This window comes from Streptomyces sp. CA-251387 (assembly GCF_050936625.1).
In the GTDB taxonomy this organism is placed as follows: Bacteria; Actinomycetota; Actinomycetes; order Streptomycetales; family Streptomycetaceae; genus Streptomyces.
Genome location: NZ_JBNJMJ010000001.1, coordinates 7,444,856 through 7,464,653 on the forward strand (window position 1 = coordinate 7,444,856; position 19,798 = coordinate 7,464,653).

A 19,798-nucleotide genomic window follows, 5' to 3' on the forward strand; every position below is an offset into this window, starting at 1 on the left:
CGTTTCCGCGTTTTCTGGACACCGGGGGTTCACTGACCGACAATCAGCACCGTGACGTCGTCCTTCGAGTTCAACACGTACCCCGCGCGGCTCTCCGACGCGGAGCGCGACAAGGCGCTGAAGGTGCTCCGTGACGGCGTCGCCATGGGCCGGCTGTCGCACGACACGTTCGTGCGGCGCATGGAGCTCGCCCTCACCGCCCGCCGCGTGGACGAGCTCGCCGCGCTCACCGCCGACCTGCCCGTCGAGAGCCGTCTGTCGCGTTTGGTGTTCGGCACCGTCGAGGCGGTCTCCGGCTTCACCGTGCGGCTGCGCCGGGCATGGCAGGCCGAGCGGCTGCCCAAGCTGCTGCTGCCCCACCCCGCCGCCGGTCATCCGCTGCGCATAGGCCGCGACCCCGCCAACGGGCTGCGGCTGACCCACGAGACGGTGTCCCGGGTGCACGCCGAGCTGAGCCACCAGGCCGGCCTGTGGGTGCTGCGCGACCTCGGCTCCACCAACGGCACCACGGTGAACGGCCGACGCGTCATCGGGGCCGTAGTGGTTCGTGAGGGCGACCAGGTCGGCTTCGGCCGGATGTCGTTCCGGCTCGCCGCGAACTGAGCCGAACCTCAGCTCTGGCCTTGCATTTACGTGACGCGTTGATCACCTGCCGAGTGAAATCCCTTTGCGCTCTACGGTGTTGACGTACTCGTCAACTCGTGACTGACTGTGCGTACACCATGCACACCAGGTGAATCGACGGCACCACATTGTGGAGGTGTGCCCTGCCGCCACTCCTCCGCTACCCGACCGTCGACGAGCTGGGGGCCCGGGCGGCCGCACTCGTCGCCCGCCGCCCCCGTGACGCGCGGCTGCGCCGTGTGGGGACGTCCCGCGCGGGCACACCCCTGTGGCTGCTGTCCGTCGGCCGCGGCAGCCGTCAGGCCCTCGTGGTGGCCGGACCGCACGCCAACGAACCGGTGGGCGGCGCGACCGTACTCCGGCTGGCCGAACGGGTGCTCGCCGACCCCCGGCTGCACGCGGGCGCCGACGCCACCTGGAACCTGCTGCTGTGCCTGGACCCCGACGGCCTGCGCCGGAACGAGGGATGGCTGCACGGCCCGTACGCCCTCGGCGGCTACTTCCGGCACTTCTTCCGGCCCGGCTTCCTGGAACAGCCCGAATGGCTGCCCGACGGCGCGGACGCCGCCACGCTGCCGGAGACCCGCGCCCTGCTCGACCTCCAGGACGAACTGCGGCCCTTCCTGCAGTGCTCCCTGCACGGCGTCGACGTCGGCGGCGGCTTCGTCGAGCTGACCCACGACCTGCCCGGCCTCGCCCAGCGCGTCGCGCACTCCGCCGCCCGCCTGGGCATCCCGCGCGAGCTCGGCCCCTACGACACCCTGTACTGGCCGGAACTGGGACCCGCGGTCTACCGGATCCCGCGGCCACGCCGGGGCGATCTGGCCGCCGCCATCACCGAGGCGGCCGTCGAGTCGACGTGGTTCCATCCGCACCGGCACGGCACGGTCACAGCGGTCGTCGAGGCACCCATGTGGGGTGTGGCGGCGGTGGAGGACGGTACTCCGCCCGCCGATGAGGAAACGGTCCTGCGCAGGGTGAGCCACACCCTGCGCCATGACACCCGCGTCCTGGAGCGGCTGCTGGAGCGTCTGCGGCCCCACCTTCCCGCCGGACCGGAGACGGCCCGGCTGCTCGCCCCGGTGGACGACTATTTACTGGTCTGCCCCGGGCTCGCCGACACCTGGGACCCCGACGTCCCGGACCCCGGTGGCGCCCGCCCCCTCCCGCCGCTCAGCACCGCCCATCTGGCCGCCCTGCGCATCGCCGGGCGGCGCCTCGCCCTGCGGACGGCCGGGCTGCTGCACCAGCTCGTGACGGCCGCCGGGCGCGACCCGGCCGGCGTCATGCCGGAACTGGACCGGCTGCTCGACGAGTGGTGCGACGACTACCGCGACGGGTGCGGGGCGCACTGGATACCGGTCGCGCGCCAGGTGGAGTACCAGGCACGGGTGGTCCTCGCCACGTTCGAACTCGCCGGCCGGTACGCGCCCGCGTGCTCCCGTTCGGGTGAGTCGGGGTGGAATGCCGGCGCCGCCGTGCCGATGCATCGGGAATGACGCAATCCCTCACGAGGCGCTGCCTCACCGAACACCCGCGCGCGGCGAAAGCGGTACGGACCGGCCTGTCGGCCGCTGCCGCGCTCCTCGTCCTCGGCACGGTTCCGGCTCCCGCGGCGGCTCAGGAACCGCTCCTGGAGCCGCTTCTGGAACCGGGGCCGACCAACTGGCTCTTCCTCACGCTCACCCCCGGCGACGGCGGGCGCGGCGACGTGCGGGGGGACGGGGGACACGACGGCACGCACGGCGACGGTGGGCACAGCCGCGGCATCCTCCTCAGCTGCGACCCGCCGCAGGGCCATGGACGTGCGGTCGAGGCCTGCGAGCAGCTGGAGAAGGTGGGCGGCGACATCAGCCGACTCGCCCGGCTCCAGCCCGACAACACCTTCTGCCCCATGATCTACGCGCCGGTCACCGCCTACGCGCGCGGCACGTGGGGCGGACGATCCGTCGAGTACCGGGAGACCTTCTCCAACTCCTGCGCGCTGGCCGCGCGGACGGGCTCGGTGTTCACCATGGACGGCTGATACGGCCGCTGCAGCAGCCGTACAGCCGCGGCGAGCCGCCACGCGCGCGTGGCGGGTGCCCCCGCGCGTGGCGCCGTCCTGCCGCACCGCGCCGCGTGACTCATACGGCACGGTCCCGTGCATGCAGCGCCGCCGCGACAACCGTGCGGCACTGGTGCTCGACCTGGTGCTCCAGGGGCACCCAGCGGGCGCGGAAGCGTTCGGCGAAGGCGTCGCTCCAGGTCGCCACGAGGTGTTCGAGGCGCGGTGCCGCGCGGTCGTCGGCCTCCTGCAGGACGCGCAGCAGCATGGCCGCCGCCCGCAGCGGCAGCCGGCGCCCGAAGGCGTCCACGCTCCCGACGTACGCCATGGTGTCGTCGGCAGGCGGCGTGTGCATCCAGTCGGCGGCCAGTCCCGGCACCAGCTCCAGCGCCCACTTCGCGGCCCGCAGCAGGGGCCCGTCGACGCCGTCCAGGCGGGGGAGCGCTTCGGCCAGCACCCGCTCCACCTCCAGCCCGTCCCGCCGCAGCCGGGCCCCCAGCCGCCGCATCGCCCTGGCCGGGTCCGGATGCGGCGCCGGGTCGTCCACCAGGTCGCTCGCCCACATGGGCACCTCGACGACCGCGGTGAGGCCGCCGTACCGGTGCACGTGGTACCAGGTGCTGCTGCGCGCGTCGTCCGGCATGCTCGGGTACGCCGCGCCCGCGCCCGGCGCCGGCATCACATGCACCCCGGGGCCGGCCGCGGGCCAGCCCGCCGCGTCCGAGGCGCCGGTCTCCACCGGGATGTGCAGCTCCGCCGCGGACTTCGCGAACGGCTCGGCGAGCCCGGGGACGTCCTTCGTCAGCTGCACCCAGCTGCCGCCCAGATCGGTGCCGTGCAGGGTCACCTGGAGGTAGGGACGCACTTCGTCGATGACCCGGGTCAGCGCGCGTGTCTCGGGCGGCAGCCGGTCGGGCGGCAGCGTGGCGGGTGCCCACTCCGGCTGCTCGGTGGCCGCGGGCCGGTAGAAGCCGAGGTGGTAGTCGAACAGGCTGCGGGGCGCCGGGGTGACGTGCAGGCTCGCCCCGTCGGGGTCCGCGCACAGCAGGAAGTGCCAGGAGGTGTCGGCCCGTAAGGCCGGCTCGTGCAGGACGCGTTCGGCGACCGCGAGGAGGGCGGGGCCGCCCGTGGGTTCGTTGGAGTGTGCGCCCGCGACCACGAGGACGGCGCGTCGGGCATGGCCGATCGACAGCAGGTGGAGGGGCCTGCCCGCGCGGGAGGCCCCTACCTGTCTGAGGGCGCACAGGTCGGGTCGGTGGGCGACCAAGGCGTGGGCGGACAGGACCAGTTCGGTCAGGGTGGGGTAGCGTAGCTCCGGCAGGAGACTCACCCCCGTCACGTCCGCCCGGCTTCGCAATCCGCAGTACCCCATGGTCTGGTTTAGGTGTCAAGGACTTCACGGGGGAGGCTCCAGGGGGCGCCCAGTTGCATTTGCCTCCGGCAGGCAGGCCCCCGGGGGAGGCAGCGGGCGTGTGCGACAGGATCGCCACATACAGCGTCGGCCCTGCCGGTTGACGAGGGCGACCTACGTGCCTCAGGAGTGATGGAACGAGCCGTACGCCACGCCGATCACCTCGCATCGGCCACCAGGGGACGCCGGTAGCCCGGGCGTGCGGTGCGCGTCGCCGTTCGTCACCACGCGCCGGTCATCGGGCCCGAGCCCCGGGAGCGTGCGCGGGTACGAGCCGGTCGTCGACAGGACACCACGGCGCGCGGTGACGTCGTACGCGCCGGGCGAGCGCTTCCTCGGCTACGGCGACTGCGGGCCGACCCGCTCCAGCAGTGCCACCGGCAGCCGCTCGAAGAGTTCCTCCACGCGCGCGTGACCGGTGAACTCCCGCTCCGGGACCAGCACATCGGCCCACCGCCCCGGCGGCAGCGGCAGCAACGTGTCACGCCAGCCGCCCGCCTGGGCCAGCCGCAGGGACAGGCGCGTCACGGCGGTGAGCACCTCTCCGGAGCGCACGAAGGCCACACAGTGGGCTGCCGCCGGGCCCTGGGCGGCCAAGGGCGCGTACGACGCCGAGTCACCGAACACGTCGGGGCGCCGCCTGCGCAGCCGCAGCGCGGCCGCCGTCACCGCACCCTTGTCGCCCGGCTCCTCGTGCGGGAACCGCACGGCCCGCCGGTTGTCCGGATCCACCAGCGCCCGGTACTCGCCCTCGGTGCCCTGGTAGACGTCCGGGACGCCCGGCATCGTCAGCTGGACCAGGGCCAGGCCCAGCAGGTTCGCCCGGATGTGCGGCTCCAGGCCGCCCCGGAACGCCGCCACGCGTTCGCCCGGCGCCCCGCACGGCCCAGCCGCGACGAACGCCGCCACCGCCTCCTCGTAGGGCGGCTCCTGCTCCGTCCAGCTGGTGAACAGCCCGGCCTCGCGCACATGCTTCAGCAGGGCTCCCTGAACGCGCTCCACGGCCGCCTCGCCCAGCCCGAACACCGTCTGCCAGGCGGCCCACGCCAGTTGCGCGTCCGGTACGCCCTCGCCGTCGCGGGTCACCTCGGTCAGGACATCCGCCCAGCGCTCCGGGCACTCGGTGAGCACGGCGAGCGCGGCCCGTACATCGGCGCTGCGCTTGGTGTCGTGCGTCGAGGCGACCGTCCCGGTCAGGGGCCAGTCGCGCTGCACGCGCGCGCAGTAGGCGTGGAACTCGTCGGGAGAGACCGCGGGGCTCCCCGGGTTCCCGCCCACCTCGGTCGCCGACAGCAGCGGCACATAGCGGTAGAACGCCGTGTCCTCCACGGACTTGGCCCGCAGCGCCGACGCCGTCTGCGCGAACCTCGTCCGGAACTCCGTGTGCTCCGGCCCGTCACCGGCCCGCCCGAGCACCAGGTCGCGCACGACGTCGACCGCGCCGGCCTCCTCGGGCACGACGAAGGCGAGCCGGGCCTCGGCCGCGGCCTCCTCGGTGACCACGCGGGCCGCGTCACCGGAGGCGTACGGCCGGTAGACCTCCAGCCGCACGAGGAGCTCCTGCAGCGCGGTGCGCAGCGCCCAGGGCGCGCGGTCGCGCAGCGCGGGCTCCAGGGAGGTCGCGCACACGCGGTGCGCCACGCGCGTCAGCCGGTCGATCTCCGTGGCCAGCTCGTGCGTGAGCACCTTGTACGCCGCCCGCCGTACCGTCGCCTCCCAGTCGCCGCCCCGGTCGGTCTGCGGGGCCGCGAACCGCCGGTACTGGCCCAGGAGTTCCCCGTACCCCGCCGGGTCGGTGAAGAGGCCGTCGATGTGGCGCAGGGCGTCGTAGCCGGTGGTGCCCGCGACGGGCCAGGAGGCCGGCAGGTGCTCCCCGTCCGAGAGGATCTTCTCCACGACCGTCCAGCGCCCCCCGGTCGCCTCGTGGAGACGCGCGAGATACGTGTCGGGGTCGGCGAGGCCGTCGGGGTGGTCGATGCGCAGTCCGTCGATCACGCCCTCGTGGAGGAGCTGGAGGATCTTGGCGTGCGTGGCCTCGAACACCTCCGGGTCCTCGACCCGTACGCCGATCAGCTGCGAGATGCTGAAGAACCTCCGGTAGTTGAGCTCCGTCCGGGCCAGCCGCCACCACACCGGGCGGTACCACTGGGCGTCCAGCAACTGCGGCAGCGGCAGGTCTTCGGTGCCCTCGCGCAGCGGGAACTCATGGTCGTAGTACCGCAGGACGTCGCCGTCCACTTCCATACGCCCGAGCTCCTCGCCCAGCGGGTGCCCCAGCACCGGCAGCAGCACCTGGCCGCCCTGTGCCTCCCAGTCGATGTCGAACCATCGCGCGTACGGCGACTTGGGGCCCTCGCGCAGTACCTCCCACAGCGCGCGGTTGTGGCGCGGGGCCATGGCCATGTGGTTCGGGACGATGTCCACCACGAGGCCCAGACCGTGCTCGCGCGCGGTACGCGCCAGCGCGCGCAGCCCCTCCTCGCCGCCCAGTTCCTCGCGCACGCGCGCGTGGTCCACGACGTCATAGCCGTGCCCCGACCCCGGAACCGCCTCCAGGACGGGGGACAGGTGCAGATGCGAGACGCCGAGCGAGGCCAGATACGGCACGGCCGCCGCCGCGGCCTCGAACGGGAACGCGGGCTGCAGCTGCAACCGGTAGGTGGCGGTCGGCACCATCGGGTCAGGTCGCTCAGGTGTCATGGAAAGCTACGTACCCGCCCCGCAGCGGTTCGTGTCATCGTCACCGCCACGTGGGCCCACGCGCGTGCTCAGCGCCGAGCGACGGGAAAGACGGGAAAGACGGGAACGACCGGTCGACGCGGCACGCTGGAGACCTACCGTCATGTGATCAGCCTGACCGGGCCGCTGCGGCCGGTCATGGCCTTCTGGCACGGCTGCCGACCGCCACCCGCCAGTTCGGCAGCGTGCTGCTGGCCGCTCGGACGAGCGGCTCCTTGGCGGCGGCGGGACTGACCGGTGGCGCGCTCGCCGTCGGGCAGGTGGCCTGCGGCCCGCTGATGGGACGGCTGGCCGACCGGCACGGCGGTGGTGACGGCACATCCGGGGTACGCCGTGGGGGGCGCCGCGATGCCGGCCGCGGCACTCGCCTGCGCGATCGCGCTGACGGCGCGGCCGGCCTCGTACACCGGACGCACCGCCGAAAGCGACCTCCACGCGCGCGTGCCCGACAGGGACGAGCCCGGGACGGGGGCCGAGCGGACACGCACCGACATGCCGTCCTAGACCGGCCGCTGCAACACCGTCAGGCTCCGGTCTACCAACGTCAACCGGTCCCCGGCCTGCACCTTCGCTCCCGTCCCCGGCGGCACCCCGTCCGTGCGGGCCGTGTCGACGACGACCTGCCACTGGCGGCCGTGGTTGACCGGCACGACGAAGTCGAGGGTCTTGGGGGAGGCGTTGAACATCAGCAGGAACGAGTCGTCGGTGATGCGCTCCCCGCGCGGGCCCGGTTCCGAGATCGCGTTGCCGTTGAGGAACACCGTCAGCGCCGACGCCTGCGCCCGGTCCCAGTCCCGCTGGGTCATCTCCTTGCCCTGCGGCGTGAACCAGGCGATGTCCGACAGGTCGTCGTGGGTGCCGTGCACCGGCCGCCCGTGGAAGAAGCGCCGCCGGCGGAAGACCGGATGGTCCCGCCGCAGCCACACCATCGCGCGCGTGAAGGCGAGCAGCTCGCGAGGCAGGCCGCCCCCGGCCGCCTCGCCCGAGCCGTCCTCCCCGGCCGCCCCGTGCTCTTCGTCCTCCGGCCACTCGACCCACGCCAGTTCGCTGTCCTGGCAGTACGCGTTGTTGTTGCCGCGCTGCGTGCGCGCGAACTCGTCGCCGTGGCTGATCATCGGCACGCCCTGGGACAGCATCAGCGTGGCGATGAAGTTGCGCATCTGGCGTGCGCGCAGCTCCAGGACGTCCGGGTCGTCGGTCTCGCCCTCCGCCCCGCAGTTCCAGGACCGGTTGTGGCTCTCGCCGTCCCGGTTGTCCTCACCGTTGGCGTGGTTGTGCTTCTCGTTGTACGAGACCAGGTCGTGCAGCGTGAAACCGTCGTGGCAGGTGACGAAGTTGATGGAGGCCAGCGGGCGCCGCCCGTCGTCCTGGTACAGGTCGGACGAGCCGGTCAGCCGGGAGGCGAACTCCGCCAGCGTGCGCGGCTCGCCGCGCCACAGGTCCCGCACGGTGTCGCGGTACTTGCCGTTCCACTCGGTCCACAGCGGCGGGAAGTTGCCCACCTGGTAGCCGCCCTCGCCCACGTCCCACGGCTCGGCGATCAGCTTCACCTGGGAGACCACCGGGTCCTGCTGCACCAGGTCGAAGAACGACGACAGCCGGTCCACCTCGTGGAACTGCCGCGCCAGGGTGGCCGCCAGGTCGAAGCGGAAGCCGTCGACATGCATCTCGGTGACCCAGTAGCGCAGCGAGTCCATGATCAGCTGCAGGACGTGCGGGGACCGCATGAGCAGGGAGTTGCCGGTGCCCGTGGTGTCCATGTAGTAGCGCGGGTCGTCCGTGAGGCGGTAGTAGCGCGGGTTGTCCAGGCCCCGGAAGGACAGGGTGGGGCCCAGGTGGTTGCCCTCCGCCGTGTGGTTGTAGACCACGTCGAGGATGACCTCGATGCCGGCCTCGTGCAGCGCCCGCACCGCCGACTTGAACTCCAGGACCTGCTGGCCGCGGTCGCCCCAGGAGGCGTACGCGTTGTGCGGGGCGAAGAAGCCGATCGTGTTGTAGCCCCAGTAGTTGTTCAGGCCCATGTCGACCAGACGGTGGTCGTTCACGAACTGGTGTACGGGCATCAGCTCCAGTGCCGTCACGCCCAGCTCGGTGAGGTGCTCGATGATCGCCGGGTGCGCGAGGGCGGCGTAGGTGCCGCGCAGCTCCTCGGGCAGCCCCGGGTGACGCATCGTGAGGCCCTTCACATGGGCCTCGTAGATCACCGTGTGGTGGTACTCGGTGCGCGGCGGCCGGTCGTCGCCCCAGTCGAAGTACGGGTTGACCACGACCGACGACATCGTGTGCGGCGCCGAGTCCAGATCATTGCGTTTGTCGGGTTTGTCGAAGTGGTAGCCGTACACCTCCTCACCCCAGCGGATCGCGCCGCTGATCGCCTTGGCGTACGGGTCGAGCAGCAGCTTCGCGGAGTTGCAGCGCAGGCCGCGCTCCGGGGCGTACGGGCCGTGCACCCGGAACCCGTACCGCTGCCCCGGCATGACGCCCGGCACGTACGCGTGCCGCACGAACGCGTCGCTCTCCCGCAGTTCCACCGCCGTCTCCGAGCCGTCGTCGTGCAGCAGACACAGCTCTACTCGGTCCGCGGCCTCCGTGAAGACCGCGAAGTTGGTGCCGGCGCCGTCGTAGGTGGCACCGAGTGGATATGCCTCTCCAGGCCAGACCTGCATGGATACGACTCTTTCAGCTGGAGCGCGCCGTCGGGGGCGCCTTGACGTCGAGTCTCCCCGAAAGTGATGGAACCACCTATGACTTACGTCCCTCTTACCGGTCGACCAGTGCAGACGCGGGTATAGCCAGCAGGGCCGTACCAGTGGGGCCAACACGTACTCCCGGGGACGTACGGGGAGTAGGGGGAAGATGTGCGCAAGATAGTGCACCGCCATCTGGGGAAGGTGGTGGCAGGTGCGGCCATCGCGGTGGCCGGAACCGCCGTGATGGTCGGGATCACCCTGCCGGGAACGGCCGGGGCCGACGACACGGGAGGAACCAACAGCGGTCAGTCCGCCCAGCAGACGGCCCAGGGACAGGGGCCGGGCGCGGTACCGCCGGGCGTCGTCGAACAGGCCCCGAGCGAGGGTGACAAGGGCACGGGCAACGACCCGCTGACCGACGACGAGATGGAACGGGCCGCCAAGCTCGCGGCGAGCCCGCAGCTGCGCAGCGCCGGCGAGAACGTCGAAGGCGACCGCGGCCCGCAGCGCGTCGGCGTCGACCTCGCCGAGCCGGAGGCCGACGAGCTGGACGACTCGAGCGCACCGCGCCGGGCCGAGGTGACGTTCTACGACTACAAGACGGACGCGCTAGTCACCAAGACCGTCAACCTCGACACCGGGAAGGTCGAGCAGACCTCCACCGAGCACGGCGTCCAGCCGCCGCTGAGCCGCGACGAGTACGCCGAGGCGGCCAAGCTCCTGATCGCCGACCCGCTGGGCGCGGGCATGAAGGCGGACTACAAGGACGCCACCGGCAAGGAGCTCACCTCCCCGGACCAGCTGCTGCTCAACGGCGCCGTGTACCGGGCCACTCCGGGCGCCCAGCCCGCCGTACTCGACAAGTGCGGCGAACACCGGTGCGTACGGCTGTTCCCGAAGGTCAAGAACGGGCCCTGGATCGACGCCCGGTCCTTCGTGGTCGACCTGAGTGCCCGCAAGGTCGGCAAGCTCGACATCGGCTGAGCGGCCGTCCGTTCGCTTTTCCAACCCACACCCATGTACCTGCACCTCCCGTAAGAGGAGTCACTTCTTCATGCGCGTGAACAGATTGAGCCGTGCCCGCAAGGGCGCTGCCGTGGGCCTGTCCGTGGCCGCGCTGGCCGCCGGCGCGACGACCGGCGCGGGACCCGCCTCCGCCCAGCCGAGGGCCGCCGCCGCGGCGGCCGCCGAGTGCAGCGCCAACTACCGCATCGAGCAGAAGCTCACCGGCGGCACGACCTGGCGGATGTGCTGGCGCTACGACGGCAAGGCCGGGCTCGTCCTGGAGAACATCTCCTACCAGCCCAAGGGCGAGACGAAGCCGATCAAGGTCCTCAACAGCGCGAGGCTCGGCCAGATCCACGTCCCGTACGACGACGGAAGCGTCGAGTACGACGACCTGACGGGCTTCGGCTTCGCCCAGGGGCTGATGAACCTGGCGCCCGGTGAGTGCCCCGGCGGCACCATCAAGACCGTCAAGGTCCCGGAAGCCTGGCAGGACCCGAACGTCAAGGGCCTGTGCACCACGACCCGCGCGCGCGGTCACGCGTACCGCATGCAGGGCGACACCGCGAACAAGGTCTACCAGGCCCAGAGCAAGGACCTGCTCGTCTACACGGTCAACCAGGTCGGCTGGTACGAGTACATGACCGAGTGGCGCTTCCAGGACGACGGCACGGTCACCATGAACGTCGGCGCCACCGGCAGCCTCTCCTACGACGACTACGACGCCGGTGACGGCCGCGGCTGGCCCATCGGCAAGGGAGACGCGGCCAAGGCCACCAGCCACAGCCACAACGTCTTCTGGCGGCTCGACTTCGGCCTCGACGGCTCCTCCAAGAACCGGGTCGAGCAGTACGACTCCGCCGTGACCGCGCCCGCCGCCGGTGACCCGGCCCCGAAGACCAAGACCACCCGCACCAAGGTCACCAAGGAACTCGCGGGCGACGCCAAGGCCTACCGCTGGTGGCGCATGGTCAGCGCGACCGGCAAGAACAAGGACGGCCACGCGCGCTCGTACGAGATCGTCCCGGGCGCCACCACCAAGTACCCGGGCCGCAGCTTCACCAAGCACGACATGTACTTCACGGAGTACAACAAGTGCGAGAAGTTCGCCACGAACAACCCCGGGTGCGGCAACGGCCACCCCAAGTCCGTCGACAAGTGGGTCGGTGGCCAGAACCTCACCCACCCGATCGTGTGGATGAACGTGGGCTTCCACCACATCGCCCGGGACGAGGACCAGCAGCCCATGCCGGTCCACTGGCAGGGATTCTCCATCGTTCCGCGGGATGTCACGGCTATGAATCCGCTCACTCCGAGCGAGCTCGCCTGGCAGAACGGCCACTGGCGGCCCCGTAGTTGAGAAACGACCCTGTCCATCCGGCTGCACCGCCCACCGCTCCCGGAGTACCCTTCCTTGATCGTTGGGACGGGGAGTGCTCGGGGGAGCGGAAGGCGGTGCGCGGGTGGGCTCGGGAGGGCTGGAGTTGCCCCCTGGTGACGAGGGTCACGAGGGGAACTCCACAGACGTCCCACCTGGCGCGGTGTCCCTGGCCCGGCCGATGGAGACCAACTCCATCGGCCCGGAGCTCGACTGGGACGCCGACGCCTGGCGCGAGGTGCGTACGCGCGCCCAGCGAGCCGGCCGGGCCTACATCTGGCTGAACCTCGTCGAACAGCGGCTGCGGGCCGTCGTGGCCGCGGTTCTGCGGCCCATCTACGAACCCGTCCACGGCGACGAGTGGGTCGTGGCGGCGGCCGGACCTGCCGGGCAGGAGTGGGTGCAGCGGGCGGTCGCCGTCCGCGAAGTCAGCCGCCGCAAGGGCTACTTGCTCGACCCGGCCGACGACAACGTCCTCAGCTTCCTCACGCTGCCGCAGCTGCGCGAGCTGATGGTGCAGCACTGGCCGTGCTTCGAGCCGTACGTCGACGACCGCCGGGACGTCGAACTCGCCCTGGACGAGCTCGAAGTCACCCGGAACGTCGTCTCGCGCAACCGGGCCCTGTCCGAGGCGGTCCTCAACCAGGCCGAACGGGCCTCCGCGCGCCTGCTCGAGATCCTCGGCGCGGGCGGCGACGTGCCGTCCGCGCGCCGGCTGCCGATCGACGCGGTCGAGGACCTGGTGGGCGACCGGTACGCCGACGTGGTCGCCGTGCACTCCGACCGGGTACGGCTGCTGCGCCAGTTCCCGGCCGAGGACATCTTCGGCGGAGCGCGCAGGCTCGACGCCATCGGCATCGGCCTCAATCTGCTCGTGCAGAACTTCTCCGGGCGCCGCCTGGTGCGGCTCGCCGAGTCGGGCTGCCGGGTGCGCCTGCTCTTCCTGAACCCGGCCTCCAGTTCCGTCAAGCGGCGCGAGCGCGAACTGGGCATCAAGCGCGGCGAGCTGAGCCGCGCGGTCGAGATGAACATCCTGCACATGCGCCGCGTCCGGTCCCGGCTGCGCGACCCGGGCGCCTTCGAGATCCAGGTCTTCGACGAGACGCCCCGCTTCACGGCGTACCTCGTGGACGGCGACGGCTCCGACGGCATCGCGGTCGTGCAGTCCTATCTGCGGCGGACGCGCGGGCTGGAGGCGCCGGTCCTGGTGCTGCGCAACGGCAGCAGGGTGGTCAAGTCGGACGAGATCGACGAAGGCGGGCTTTTCCCTACGTATCGCGAGGAGTTCGAGCTCATGTGGGCGGATTCGCGACCGGTGTCCTGAACTGTCCCGCCGTGGAAGCTCTGTCCGCCACGTAAGCGGAATGCGGTCCTCTGATTGTCAGTGGCGCATGGGAAGGTGGAGACCACTGGGGGAACGCACCACCAAGAAGGGGGACCGCCCATGGGCTGGCACCGGGAGCTGCTGATCGGTTTCGACCTGGAGACGACCGGGACGGATCCGCGCGAGGCGCGCATCGTCACAGGGGCCGTGATCGAGGTCAGGGACGGGCAGCCCATGGGGCACAAGGAGTGGCTGGCGGATCCGGGCGTGGAGATCCCGGCGGACGCGGTCGCGGTGCACGGGATCAGCAATGAACGCGCGGCCGCCGAGGGCCGCCCGGCCGACCAGGTGGCCGACGCCATCGCGGACGTCCTCGTGGCGTACTGGAAGACGGGGGTGCCGGTCGTCGCCTACAACGCGGCCTTCGACCTCAGCCTGCTCTCCGCCGAACTGCGGCGGCACGGACTGCCGTCCCTGCGCGACCGCCTGGGCGGCATCGCCCCCGCCCCGGTCATCGACCCGTACACCATCGACCGCTGGGCCGACCGCTACCGCCGTGGCAAGCGCAACCTCGAAGCGGTCTGCCGGGAGTACGGCATCTCACTCGACTCCGCGCACGACGCCTCCGCCGACGCCCTCGCCGCGGCCCGCCTGGCCTGTGCGATAGCCGGCCGCCATCCCAAGATCGCGGCCCTCGGCCCGGCGGAACTGCACGGCCGCCAGATCGAGTGGTACGCCGAGTGGGCGGCGGACTTCCAGAGCTTCCTGCGCCGCAAGGGCGACGCCACCGCGGTGGTCGACGGGACGTGGCCGCTGCGGGAGCCGGCGGAGGAGACAGTGGCTGGCGAGGCGATCTGAGCACCGGCGGGTGCGACGGCCGACGTGACGGCGGACCAGTTGGCCGGCCCGGGGGCGTCCTACGGGCGAGGTATGCCAGGCGTTCGATCAAGCACCCAGGAGCGGAAACAAACACTCACACCGGATCAGGCGCGTCGCTGTCGCCGTCGGCCGCGATGCGCTCGATGCGGGGCTTGGCCAGCCGCCCGTAGTCGGCGCCCGAGATGCACAGCGAGCGGTCCAGCCGGGCCGCGTTGAAGTACAGCTTCGGCTGGGCCACGACGGCCGGATCGGCGACCAGTTCCAGGCCGGGATCGAAGCTGAACGGCAGGACGGTGCCGGGGACGGCGCGGGCCAGCCGCTCGGCGGTCTCCGGGTCGCTGAAGCCGACATAGCGCGCGGCGAACAGCGCCCGGACGGCGTCCAGGTCCACCCGTCGGTCCCCGGGGACGACCGCGAGGACGTGACGTGTCGTGCGCCGGTCCACCTTGACCCGCAGCACGATGCACTTCGCGGCCTCGGAGGCCGGGTGCCCGCGCAACGCGCAGACGGCCTCGGTGGCGCCCTCGGGCTCGTGGTCGACGAGGCGGTAGTCGACGGAGGAGGAGTCGAGGAGGGAGATCAGGTGGTCGTAAGTGTCGTGGAGGGTTCGGTCGGGCATGCCGGGTCCTTGTCGAGTGTGTGGGATGAGGGAAGCAGGGGCCCTGGTGCGCCGCGGTGCGTCCGTTCCACCGCCTGCCCCCAGTACGTGCCGGCGACCATGAGCGCCGCCCCGAGGCCGGTGAGCGGTGTGAGGTGGTCGCCGCCGAGGGCTGTGCCCACCGCGACGGCCCAGACCGGCTCGGTACCCAGCAGCAGGCTGGCCCGGCTCGCGGAGGTGCGCTGCACGGCCCAGGTCTGGGCGAGGAAGGCGAACACACTGCAGAACAGGGCGAGATAGGCCAGCTGGGCCCAGGTCGCCGGGTCCGTGCGGACCAGCGTCGGCAGGTCATGGGCCGTGACCGGCAGGAACAGGGCCGTGCCGACGAGGGTCTGCACGGTCGTCAACTGCAACGGGCGGATCGGCCGCCCCGCCGTGAACCGGCCGACGAGCGCGACATGCACGGCCCGGATCAGCGCGGCGCCGAGCATCAGCAGGTCGCCGAGGCGCGGCGCGTGGAAGCCGTTGCCGGACATCAGCAGCCCGACGGCCAGGACGCACACGCCGGTCGCGGCGAAGAAGGAGCCGGGCAACGCCCCGCGGTGGCCGCCGCGGTCGAGGAGCGGGGTGAGGACGATGGTCAGGCTGATGATGAGCCCGGCGTTGGCGGCGCTGGTGTGGGCGACGCCGTACGTCTCCACGACCAGCACCGCGGCCTGGGTCACCCCCAGGGGCACACCGGCCCGCAGCTCGTCACGCGTCCACCGGCGCGACCCGCGCGGCCGTGAGGCGACGACGCCGAGGCAGGTGAGTGCGGACAGGGCGTAGCGGGCGAACAGCACCAGCAGGACGGGGAGCGCGGCCGTGGCCGTCTGGGCGGACAGATAGCTGGATCCCCAGACGAGCGCGACCAGGAGGAGTACCGCATCGGTACGGCGGACGTCGGACACGCGCCCTACGGTGCCCCGGAAGCTACCCTGAAGCCCAGTACCACTTTCTAAAACGATCATTTAGCAGCACTTCACCATCAGACGGCATCAGCACTCAACCAGCTCACCATCAGCACTCAACCGTCAGCACTTCCTTCCCCTCCCTGGACCGAGGCAATGGACGAACGGCAGCTGAGGATCCTGCGGGAGCTCGGCGAACTGGGCAGTGTCACGGCGGTCGCCGAGGCGTTGCTGGTGACGCCGTCGGCGATCTCCCAGCAGCTGCGGCTGCTGCAGCGCGCGATCCCGGTACCGCTCACCGAGCGTCAGGGGCGCCGCCTGGTGCTCACCGACGCCGGACAGGCGCTCGCGGGCGCCGCCGTCGAGGTGGAGACGGCGCTCGCGCGGGCGCGGCACACGGTCGAGGAGTTCGTCGGGCGGCCGGACGGCGACGTGTCGGTGGCGGCGTTCCACAGCGCGGGTACGGCGTTCTTCCCGCTCCTGCTCCGCGCGCTGGCCGGTCCGGGCAAGCCGGTGCCGAGGCTGGCGGACGAGGACGTACCGCAGGAGGAGTTCCCCCGGCTGACCCGGGACTACGACATCGTCCTCGCCCACCGCCTGGACCATGCGCCGCCCTGGCCGGACACGGTGTCCACCACGACGCTGCTGCGCGAGCCGCTGGACGTGGCCATGCCCGCCGGCCACCCCCTGGCCGCCAAGCGCCGCGTCACCCCGCGCGACGTGGCCGACGAGCCGTGGATCACCGTGCACGACGGCTTCCCGGTCCTGGCGGTCATCGAGGCCATCGCGGCAGCGGCCGGCCGCCGCCTCCATCTGGCCCACCGCATCAACGAGTTCGCGGTGGTGGCCGAGGCAGTGGCGGCCGGAGGCGGCATCGCCCTGATGCCACGCTGGACGATGCGTCCGCATCCTGCGCTGGTGCTCCGGCCGCTCAGCGGAGTGCAGGCGCGACGGCACATCGACGCCCTCTACCGCCCCGAACGAACGGCCAGGGCAGCGGTCCGCACGGTTCTGGCGGAGCTGCGCGGAAGCGCGCGCACAATCCAGAACAGGGAAAGTGACGGCAGGGCAACGCCCTGACTGAGCGTTTGGTCCTGTCTCAGGCGAGTCGCCCGCAGACTCACCGGCGAGGCCACCCTCAACCGGCGCGAGACCTGACCCGGGACCACACACGGATCAACGGACCGAACGCTCAGTCACCTGGGGTCCTTGATGTCGCACTCGGTCTCCGTGAGGGCGGTCGTGTCGCCCGCGACGCGGCTGCACAGCACGCGGAGCTCGGCGGTGCCGTCGGCCTTGCGGCGGACCTTCTTGAGGACGATGCTGTGGCCGGTGCGGTCGCCGTACAGCGGGGCCGTGGTGAAGTCGATGGTGCCGGTGGCCATGTCCGGGACCTGGACGGTGCGCAGGTTCACCCAAGTCAGGGCGCGGCTCTGCGGCTTGTCGTCCCGGCTGGCCGCCTCGTAGAGAGCCTGCGTCGCATCGTGCGCCAGCGCGGTCTGGCCGCTGGCCAGAGCGGGGCTGTCGGGGTCCAGACGCTGCCCTTTGACACCCGGCAGGTGCCGGGCGGCGTCCGCGTAGAAGTCCGTGCGGACGGCAGCCTTCTCCAGTTCGGCCAGTGCCGCGTGGTACAGGGTGACCTCGGGCGCGACCCTGTTCCGGCCGCGGAGGAAGTCGGCCTTGGAGAGGTCGTCGCCGGTGAGGATGGCGATGGGCTTTCCGGAGCAGCCGGGCTCGCGGCTCAGCTGGTTCATGAGGGGATCGAGGTCCTCGACCCGGCCGGCGAAGTAGATCACGGAGGGGACGGTGCCGTCCTGGCAGATCTCCCGGGCATGCCGGCGCAGTTCGGGCCTGCCGCCGTCGCGTGTGTAGCGGCGTGGCTTCGGCGGCACGGTGAAGCCGTGGTCCTCGAGCATGTCCTGGCCGTGACGCGCCTGCTCGTCGGTGTACATGTCGGGGGTCTTCGTCGTGTCCCGGGCCAGCACCAGTGCGTGCTGCGGCGTGCCCGGCCTGCGCAACTGGGCTGCGATCAGGCCGAGTTGCCGTGCCTGCCACTGGTCCGTGGCGGCCAGGCTGAACCAGTTGGCGTACTCCCGCGGCAGGTGGGTCGCGGAGTTGGTGCCGGAGACGATCGGCAGGCCGGCCTCCATGAGGATGCGGGTGGTCTCCCGACTCGACTTCAGGTCACGGCCGGCGCCTACGACCCCCACCACGGTCGGGTCGTGCGCGGCGTACGAGGCGATGGCCTCCGCCATTCCGACCTGCCGGCCCAGGTCCAGGCCGCCGTTGGCGACCAGCACACGGAGCCTGACGCTGGAGCCCTCGTTGATGACGGCCTGCGCCAGGTACACGCCCGCGAGTTCCTGGGCGCCCTTCACGAGCGAGGAGCCGTCGGGGTCGTGGCTGAGCGGGCCGGCGTAGACCACGGTGACGTGGTTGTCGGCGTGGTGGGCGAGGACGTCCGCGTTCTGCCGGGCGATGAGGTCTTCCAACTGCTGCACGGTCCACGGCGTCTCGCCCCGGCCGACCAGCGTCTTGGGATCGTCGCCCCCGTCGGCCTTCGGTAGCCAGTCGGCGAAGCGGACGTCGCCCGTCGCGACGCCGATGCACTCCGTGCCGCCGTCCGGCGCCGCCTGGCGCCGGGTGTCCCGGTTGGCGGTCAGTACGGCCGACGAGCAGTACCGCTCGTGCAGCGCGTCGGCCCGCATGACGGTGCCGGCGGTCATGACGGCGAGAACCAGGACCACCGTGTGCAGGGACCACACCAGGCGGGCGAGGGTCGGCCGGGTGGACGCTCGCAGGTGCCGGTGGCGGTCCTCGACGGGCCCGAGCTGGTCGTGCGGGAGCGGGATCTTCATCACCCAGGGCAGCACGGGCCGTTCGCGGCTGGGCGACTGCCCGGCGCGCAGGTTGCGGGCCCACTCCCGGTACCAGGTGCGCAACTGGTCGCTGAACCTGCGCTGCGAGGACTCCGGGTCGGGTGTCGTACGGACCGCGCTGCGCTCGAGGCGCGCCACGTCCTGGGTGCGCACCGCGGCGACGACGACCAAGGGGTCGAGCTCGCTGCGCCGGCTGCGTACGTCGCTGACCGCCCGGATCAGCTCGATGCCGCCGTTGTAGACGTCCGCGTGCGGCAGGAACAGCATGGGCGGGCGGGGCCTTTTGAAGCCACGCAGGTCCCAGCTCCAGCGGCGGTGGTTGTCGCGCAGGTCCTCCCGCAGGGCCAGCACGCACAGCTGGAGATGGAAGTCGTCGCCCGCCTTGAGCGCCTCGGCCACGTCGTAGGCCCGGGCCGCGATCGCCTTCCAGGACCGCACCGGGCGCAGCAGCGAGACCTCGGTAGGGTCCTCCTGGTCCGCGGCCCGCAGGAAGGTCGTGGTCAGGAACCAGCGGCTCTCCCGGCGCAGCCACAGGAAAATCGGTGCCCGCCCCGGCAGGACGGAGCTGAAGACCGTCAGCAGGACGAGTAAGGCGAGGCCCGCACCCACCGCCATGTACCAGTCGGTGCGGGCGAGGAGCGCGGCGAGCCCGGCCACGATACTCGCCGGCAGGATGTGCGCCATGTCGGACAACTGCAGGCCCGGGCTCCAGCGCCCGCGGCCCTTCGGGCGCCAGCGCTGCCGGGCCAGCTGGTCGAGCAGCCGCTGCCGCTGGTCCTGCCCGGCCTCGGGGCTGCCGAGGGTGGGTGCGGGCCAGCTGTCACCGAGTTCCGCGACCGCGTCGTCGATGGCGTGTACCAGCCGCAGCCGCGGGAACGCGTACCGCCGGTAGACCGCCTTCGGGCCACCCCACTTCCTCGGGTCGCTCAGTGCGCGCACCATGGCCGCGGCCCGGCGGACCTCCGTGCCGCCGTCGTAGGCGTCCTGCGCCACCGCGCACCGCGTGCCGTGCGCTTCCTGACCCGCGTACAGCTGCCGGACCAGTCCGGCCACCGCGCCGTCGTCAGCGCTGTCCTGCGCGTGCAGGACGAATGCCGGCATCGGTGGATCGGCGCTTGTGCGGAAGTCCTGGATGAGGATCTCGAGCTGATCCTGAAGGTGGACCCCGGCGCCGGTCACCGGCAGGCCGCGATGGCCACCGGAGCAGTCCGGCACACGGCCAGCATTCACCATGGGCACCCCCCCGTTCACGTCAAGTGATCGGAGAGATTAGC

15 protein-coding genes are annotated in these 19,798 nt (G+C 71.9%); 8 read left to right on the plus strand and 7 right to left on the minus strand.

Features of this window, described 5'->3' with window-relative positions:
- Positions 1-51 precede the first annotated feature (51 nt).
- From ACQEV2_RS33175 to ACQEV2_RS33185, 3 genes are all read left to right on the plus strand, one after another.
- Entirely contained in the window at positions 52-603 is a 552-nt protein-coding gene (locus ACQEV2_RS33175; protein WP_433049823.1) for an FHA domain-containing protein, read from the plus strand.
- A 149-nt stretch (positions 604-752) separates the two neighbouring features.
- Positions 753-2,123, plus strand: coding sequence for a M14 family zinc carboxypeptidase (locus ACQEV2_RS33180; protein ID WP_433049831.1), 1,371 nt, complete (start codon positions 753-755; stop codon positions 2,121-2,123).
- Positions 2,120-2,650 carry an SSI family serine proteinase inhibitor gene (locus tag ACQEV2_RS33185; protein WP_433049834.1) on the plus strand — a complete coding sequence of 177 codons (531 nt, stop codon included), beginning with the start codon at positions 2,120-2,122 and terminating at the stop codon, positions 2,648-2,650. Before ACQEV2_RS33180 ends, ACQEV2_RS33185 begins: the two co-directional genes overlap by 4 nt.
- 100 nt (positions 2,651-2,750) lie before the next feature.
- On the opposite strand, the gene ACQEV2_RS33190 is transcribed toward ACQEV2_RS33185, so the two are convergent.
- The 4 genes from ACQEV2_RS33190 to glgX form a co-directional block, all read right to left on the minus strand.
- Positions 2,751-4,001: a M14 family zinc carboxypeptidase gene (locus ACQEV2_RS33190; RefSeq protein WP_433049837.1), complete on the minus strand. Its 1,251-nt coding sequence runs from the start codon at positions 3,999-4,001 to the stop codon at positions 2,751-2,753.
- Positions 4,002-4,421: 420 nt separating this feature from the next.
- Complete coding sequence (gene treY, locus ACQEV2_RS33195; RefSeq protein WP_433049840.1) at positions 4,422-6,782, minus strand: malto-oligosyltrehalose synthase; 2,361 nt, start codon at positions 6,780-6,782, stop codon at positions 4,422-4,424.
- 140 nt (positions 6,783-6,922) lie between these two features.
- Positions 6,923-7,315: a hypothetical protein gene (locus ACQEV2_RS33200; protein WP_433049843.1), complete on the minus strand. Its 393-nt coding sequence runs from the start codon at positions 7,313-7,315 to the stop codon at positions 6,923-6,925.
- Positions 7,316-7,321: 6 nt separating this feature from the next.
- Positions 7,322-9,487 (minus strand): glycogen debranching protein GlgX, encoded by a 2,166-nt coding sequence (glgX, locus tag ACQEV2_RS33205; protein ID WP_433049846.1) that lies wholly within the window; start codon positions 9,485-9,487, stop codon positions 7,322-7,324.
- Between the two features lie 192 nt (positions 9,488-9,679).
- Between glgX and ACQEV2_RS33210 the strand changes: the two genes are divergently transcribed.
- The 4 genes from ACQEV2_RS33210 (at position 9,680) to ACQEV2_RS33225 (ending at position 14,076) form a co-directional block, all read left to right on the plus strand.
- Positions 9,680-10,495, plus strand: coding sequence for a Tat pathway signal sequence domain protein (locus ACQEV2_RS33210; protein ID WP_433049849.1), 816 nt, complete (start codon positions 9,680-9,682; stop codon positions 10,493-10,495).
- Between the two features lie 70 nt (positions 10,496-10,565).
- Positions 10,566-11,876, plus strand: a complete 1,311-nt coding sequence (locus ACQEV2_RS33215; protein ID WP_433049852.1) for a copper amine oxidase — start codon at positions 10,566-10,568, stop codon at positions 11,874-11,876.
- 103 nt (positions 11,877-11,979) lie between these two features.
- On the plus strand, positions 11,980-13,218 hold the full coding sequence (locus ACQEV2_RS33220; RefSeq protein ID WP_433054960.1) for an SAV2148 family HEPN domain-containing protein: 1,239 nt from the start codon (positions 11,980-11,982) through the stop codon (positions 13,216-13,218).
- Positions 13,219-13,338: 120 nt separating this feature from the next.
- Entirely contained in the window at positions 13,339-14,076 is a 738-nt protein-coding gene (locus ACQEV2_RS33225; RefSeq protein WP_433049854.1) for a 3'-5' exonuclease, read from the plus strand.
- A 115-nt stretch (positions 14,077-14,191) separates the two neighbouring features.
- Here ACQEV2_RS33225 and ACQEV2_RS33230 read toward each other — a convergent pair whose 3' ends face one another.
- Positions 14,192-14,716 carry a YbaK/EbsC family protein gene (locus tag ACQEV2_RS33230; protein WP_433049856.1) on the minus strand — a complete coding sequence of 175 codons (525 nt, stop codon included), beginning with the start codon at positions 14,714-14,716 and terminating at the stop codon, positions 14,192-14,194.
- Positions 14,677-15,645, minus strand: coding sequence for a DMT family transporter (locus ACQEV2_RS33235; RefSeq protein WP_433049859.1), 969 nt, complete (start codon positions 15,643-15,645; stop codon positions 14,677-14,679). Before ACQEV2_RS33235 ends, ACQEV2_RS33230 begins: the two co-directional genes overlap by 40 nt.
- 156 nt (positions 15,646-15,801) lie before the next feature.
- Between ACQEV2_RS33235 and ACQEV2_RS33240 the strand changes: the two genes are divergently transcribed.
- Entirely contained in the window at positions 15,802-16,725 is a 924-nt protein-coding gene (locus tag ACQEV2_RS33240) for a LysR family transcriptional regulator (RefSeq protein WP_433049861.1), read from the plus strand.
- Positions 16,726-16,841: 116 nt separating this feature from the next.
- Here the strand turns inward: ACQEV2_RS33240 and ACQEV2_RS33245 are convergent, their stop codons facing one another.
- Entirely contained in the window at positions 16,842-19,757 is a 2,916-nt protein-coding gene (locus tag ACQEV2_RS33245; protein WP_433049864.1) for an ABC transporter substrate-binding protein, read from the minus strand.
- Positions 19,758-19,798 lie beyond the last annotated feature (41 nt).

Excerpts from the sequence above, each read along its gene's own strand:
- ACQEV2_RS33185 (WP_433049834.1), top strand. The coding sequence starts at position 2,120 with ATGACGCAATCCCTCACGAGGCGCTGCCTCACCGAACACCCGCGCGCG.
- treY (WP_433049840.1), bottom strand. The coding sequence starts at position 6,782 with ATGACACCTGAGCGACCTGACCCGATGGTGCCGACCGCCACCTACCGG.
- ACQEV2_RS33200 (WP_433049843.1), bottom strand. The coding sequence starts at position 7,315 with ATGTCGGTGCGTGTCCGCTCGGCCCCCGTCCCGGGCTCGTCCCTGTCG.
- glgX (WP_433049846.1), bottom strand. The coding sequence starts at position 9,487 with ATGCAGGTCTGGCCTGGAGAGGCATATCCACTCGGTGCCACCTACGAC.
- ACQEV2_RS33215 (WP_433049852.1), top strand. The coding sequence starts at position 10,566 with ATGCGCGTGAACAGATTGAGCCGTGCCCGCAAGGGCGCTGCCGTGGGC.
- ACQEV2_RS33225 (WP_433049854.1), top strand. The coding sequence starts at position 13,339 with ATGGGCTGGCACCGGGAGCTGCTGATCGGTTTCGACCTGGAGACGACC.
- ACQEV2_RS33230 (WP_433049856.1), bottom strand. The coding sequence starts at position 14,716 with ATGCCCGACCGAACCCTCCACGACACTTACGACCACCTGATCTCCCTC.
- ACQEV2_RS33240 (WP_433049861.1), top strand. The coding sequence starts at position 15,802 with ATGGACGAACGGCAGCTGAGGATCCTGCGGGAGCTCGGCGAACTGGGC.
- ACQEV2_RS33245 (WP_433049864.1), bottom strand. The coding sequence starts at position 19,757 with ATGGTGAATGCTGGCCGTGTGCCGGACTGCTCCGGTGGCCATCGCGGC.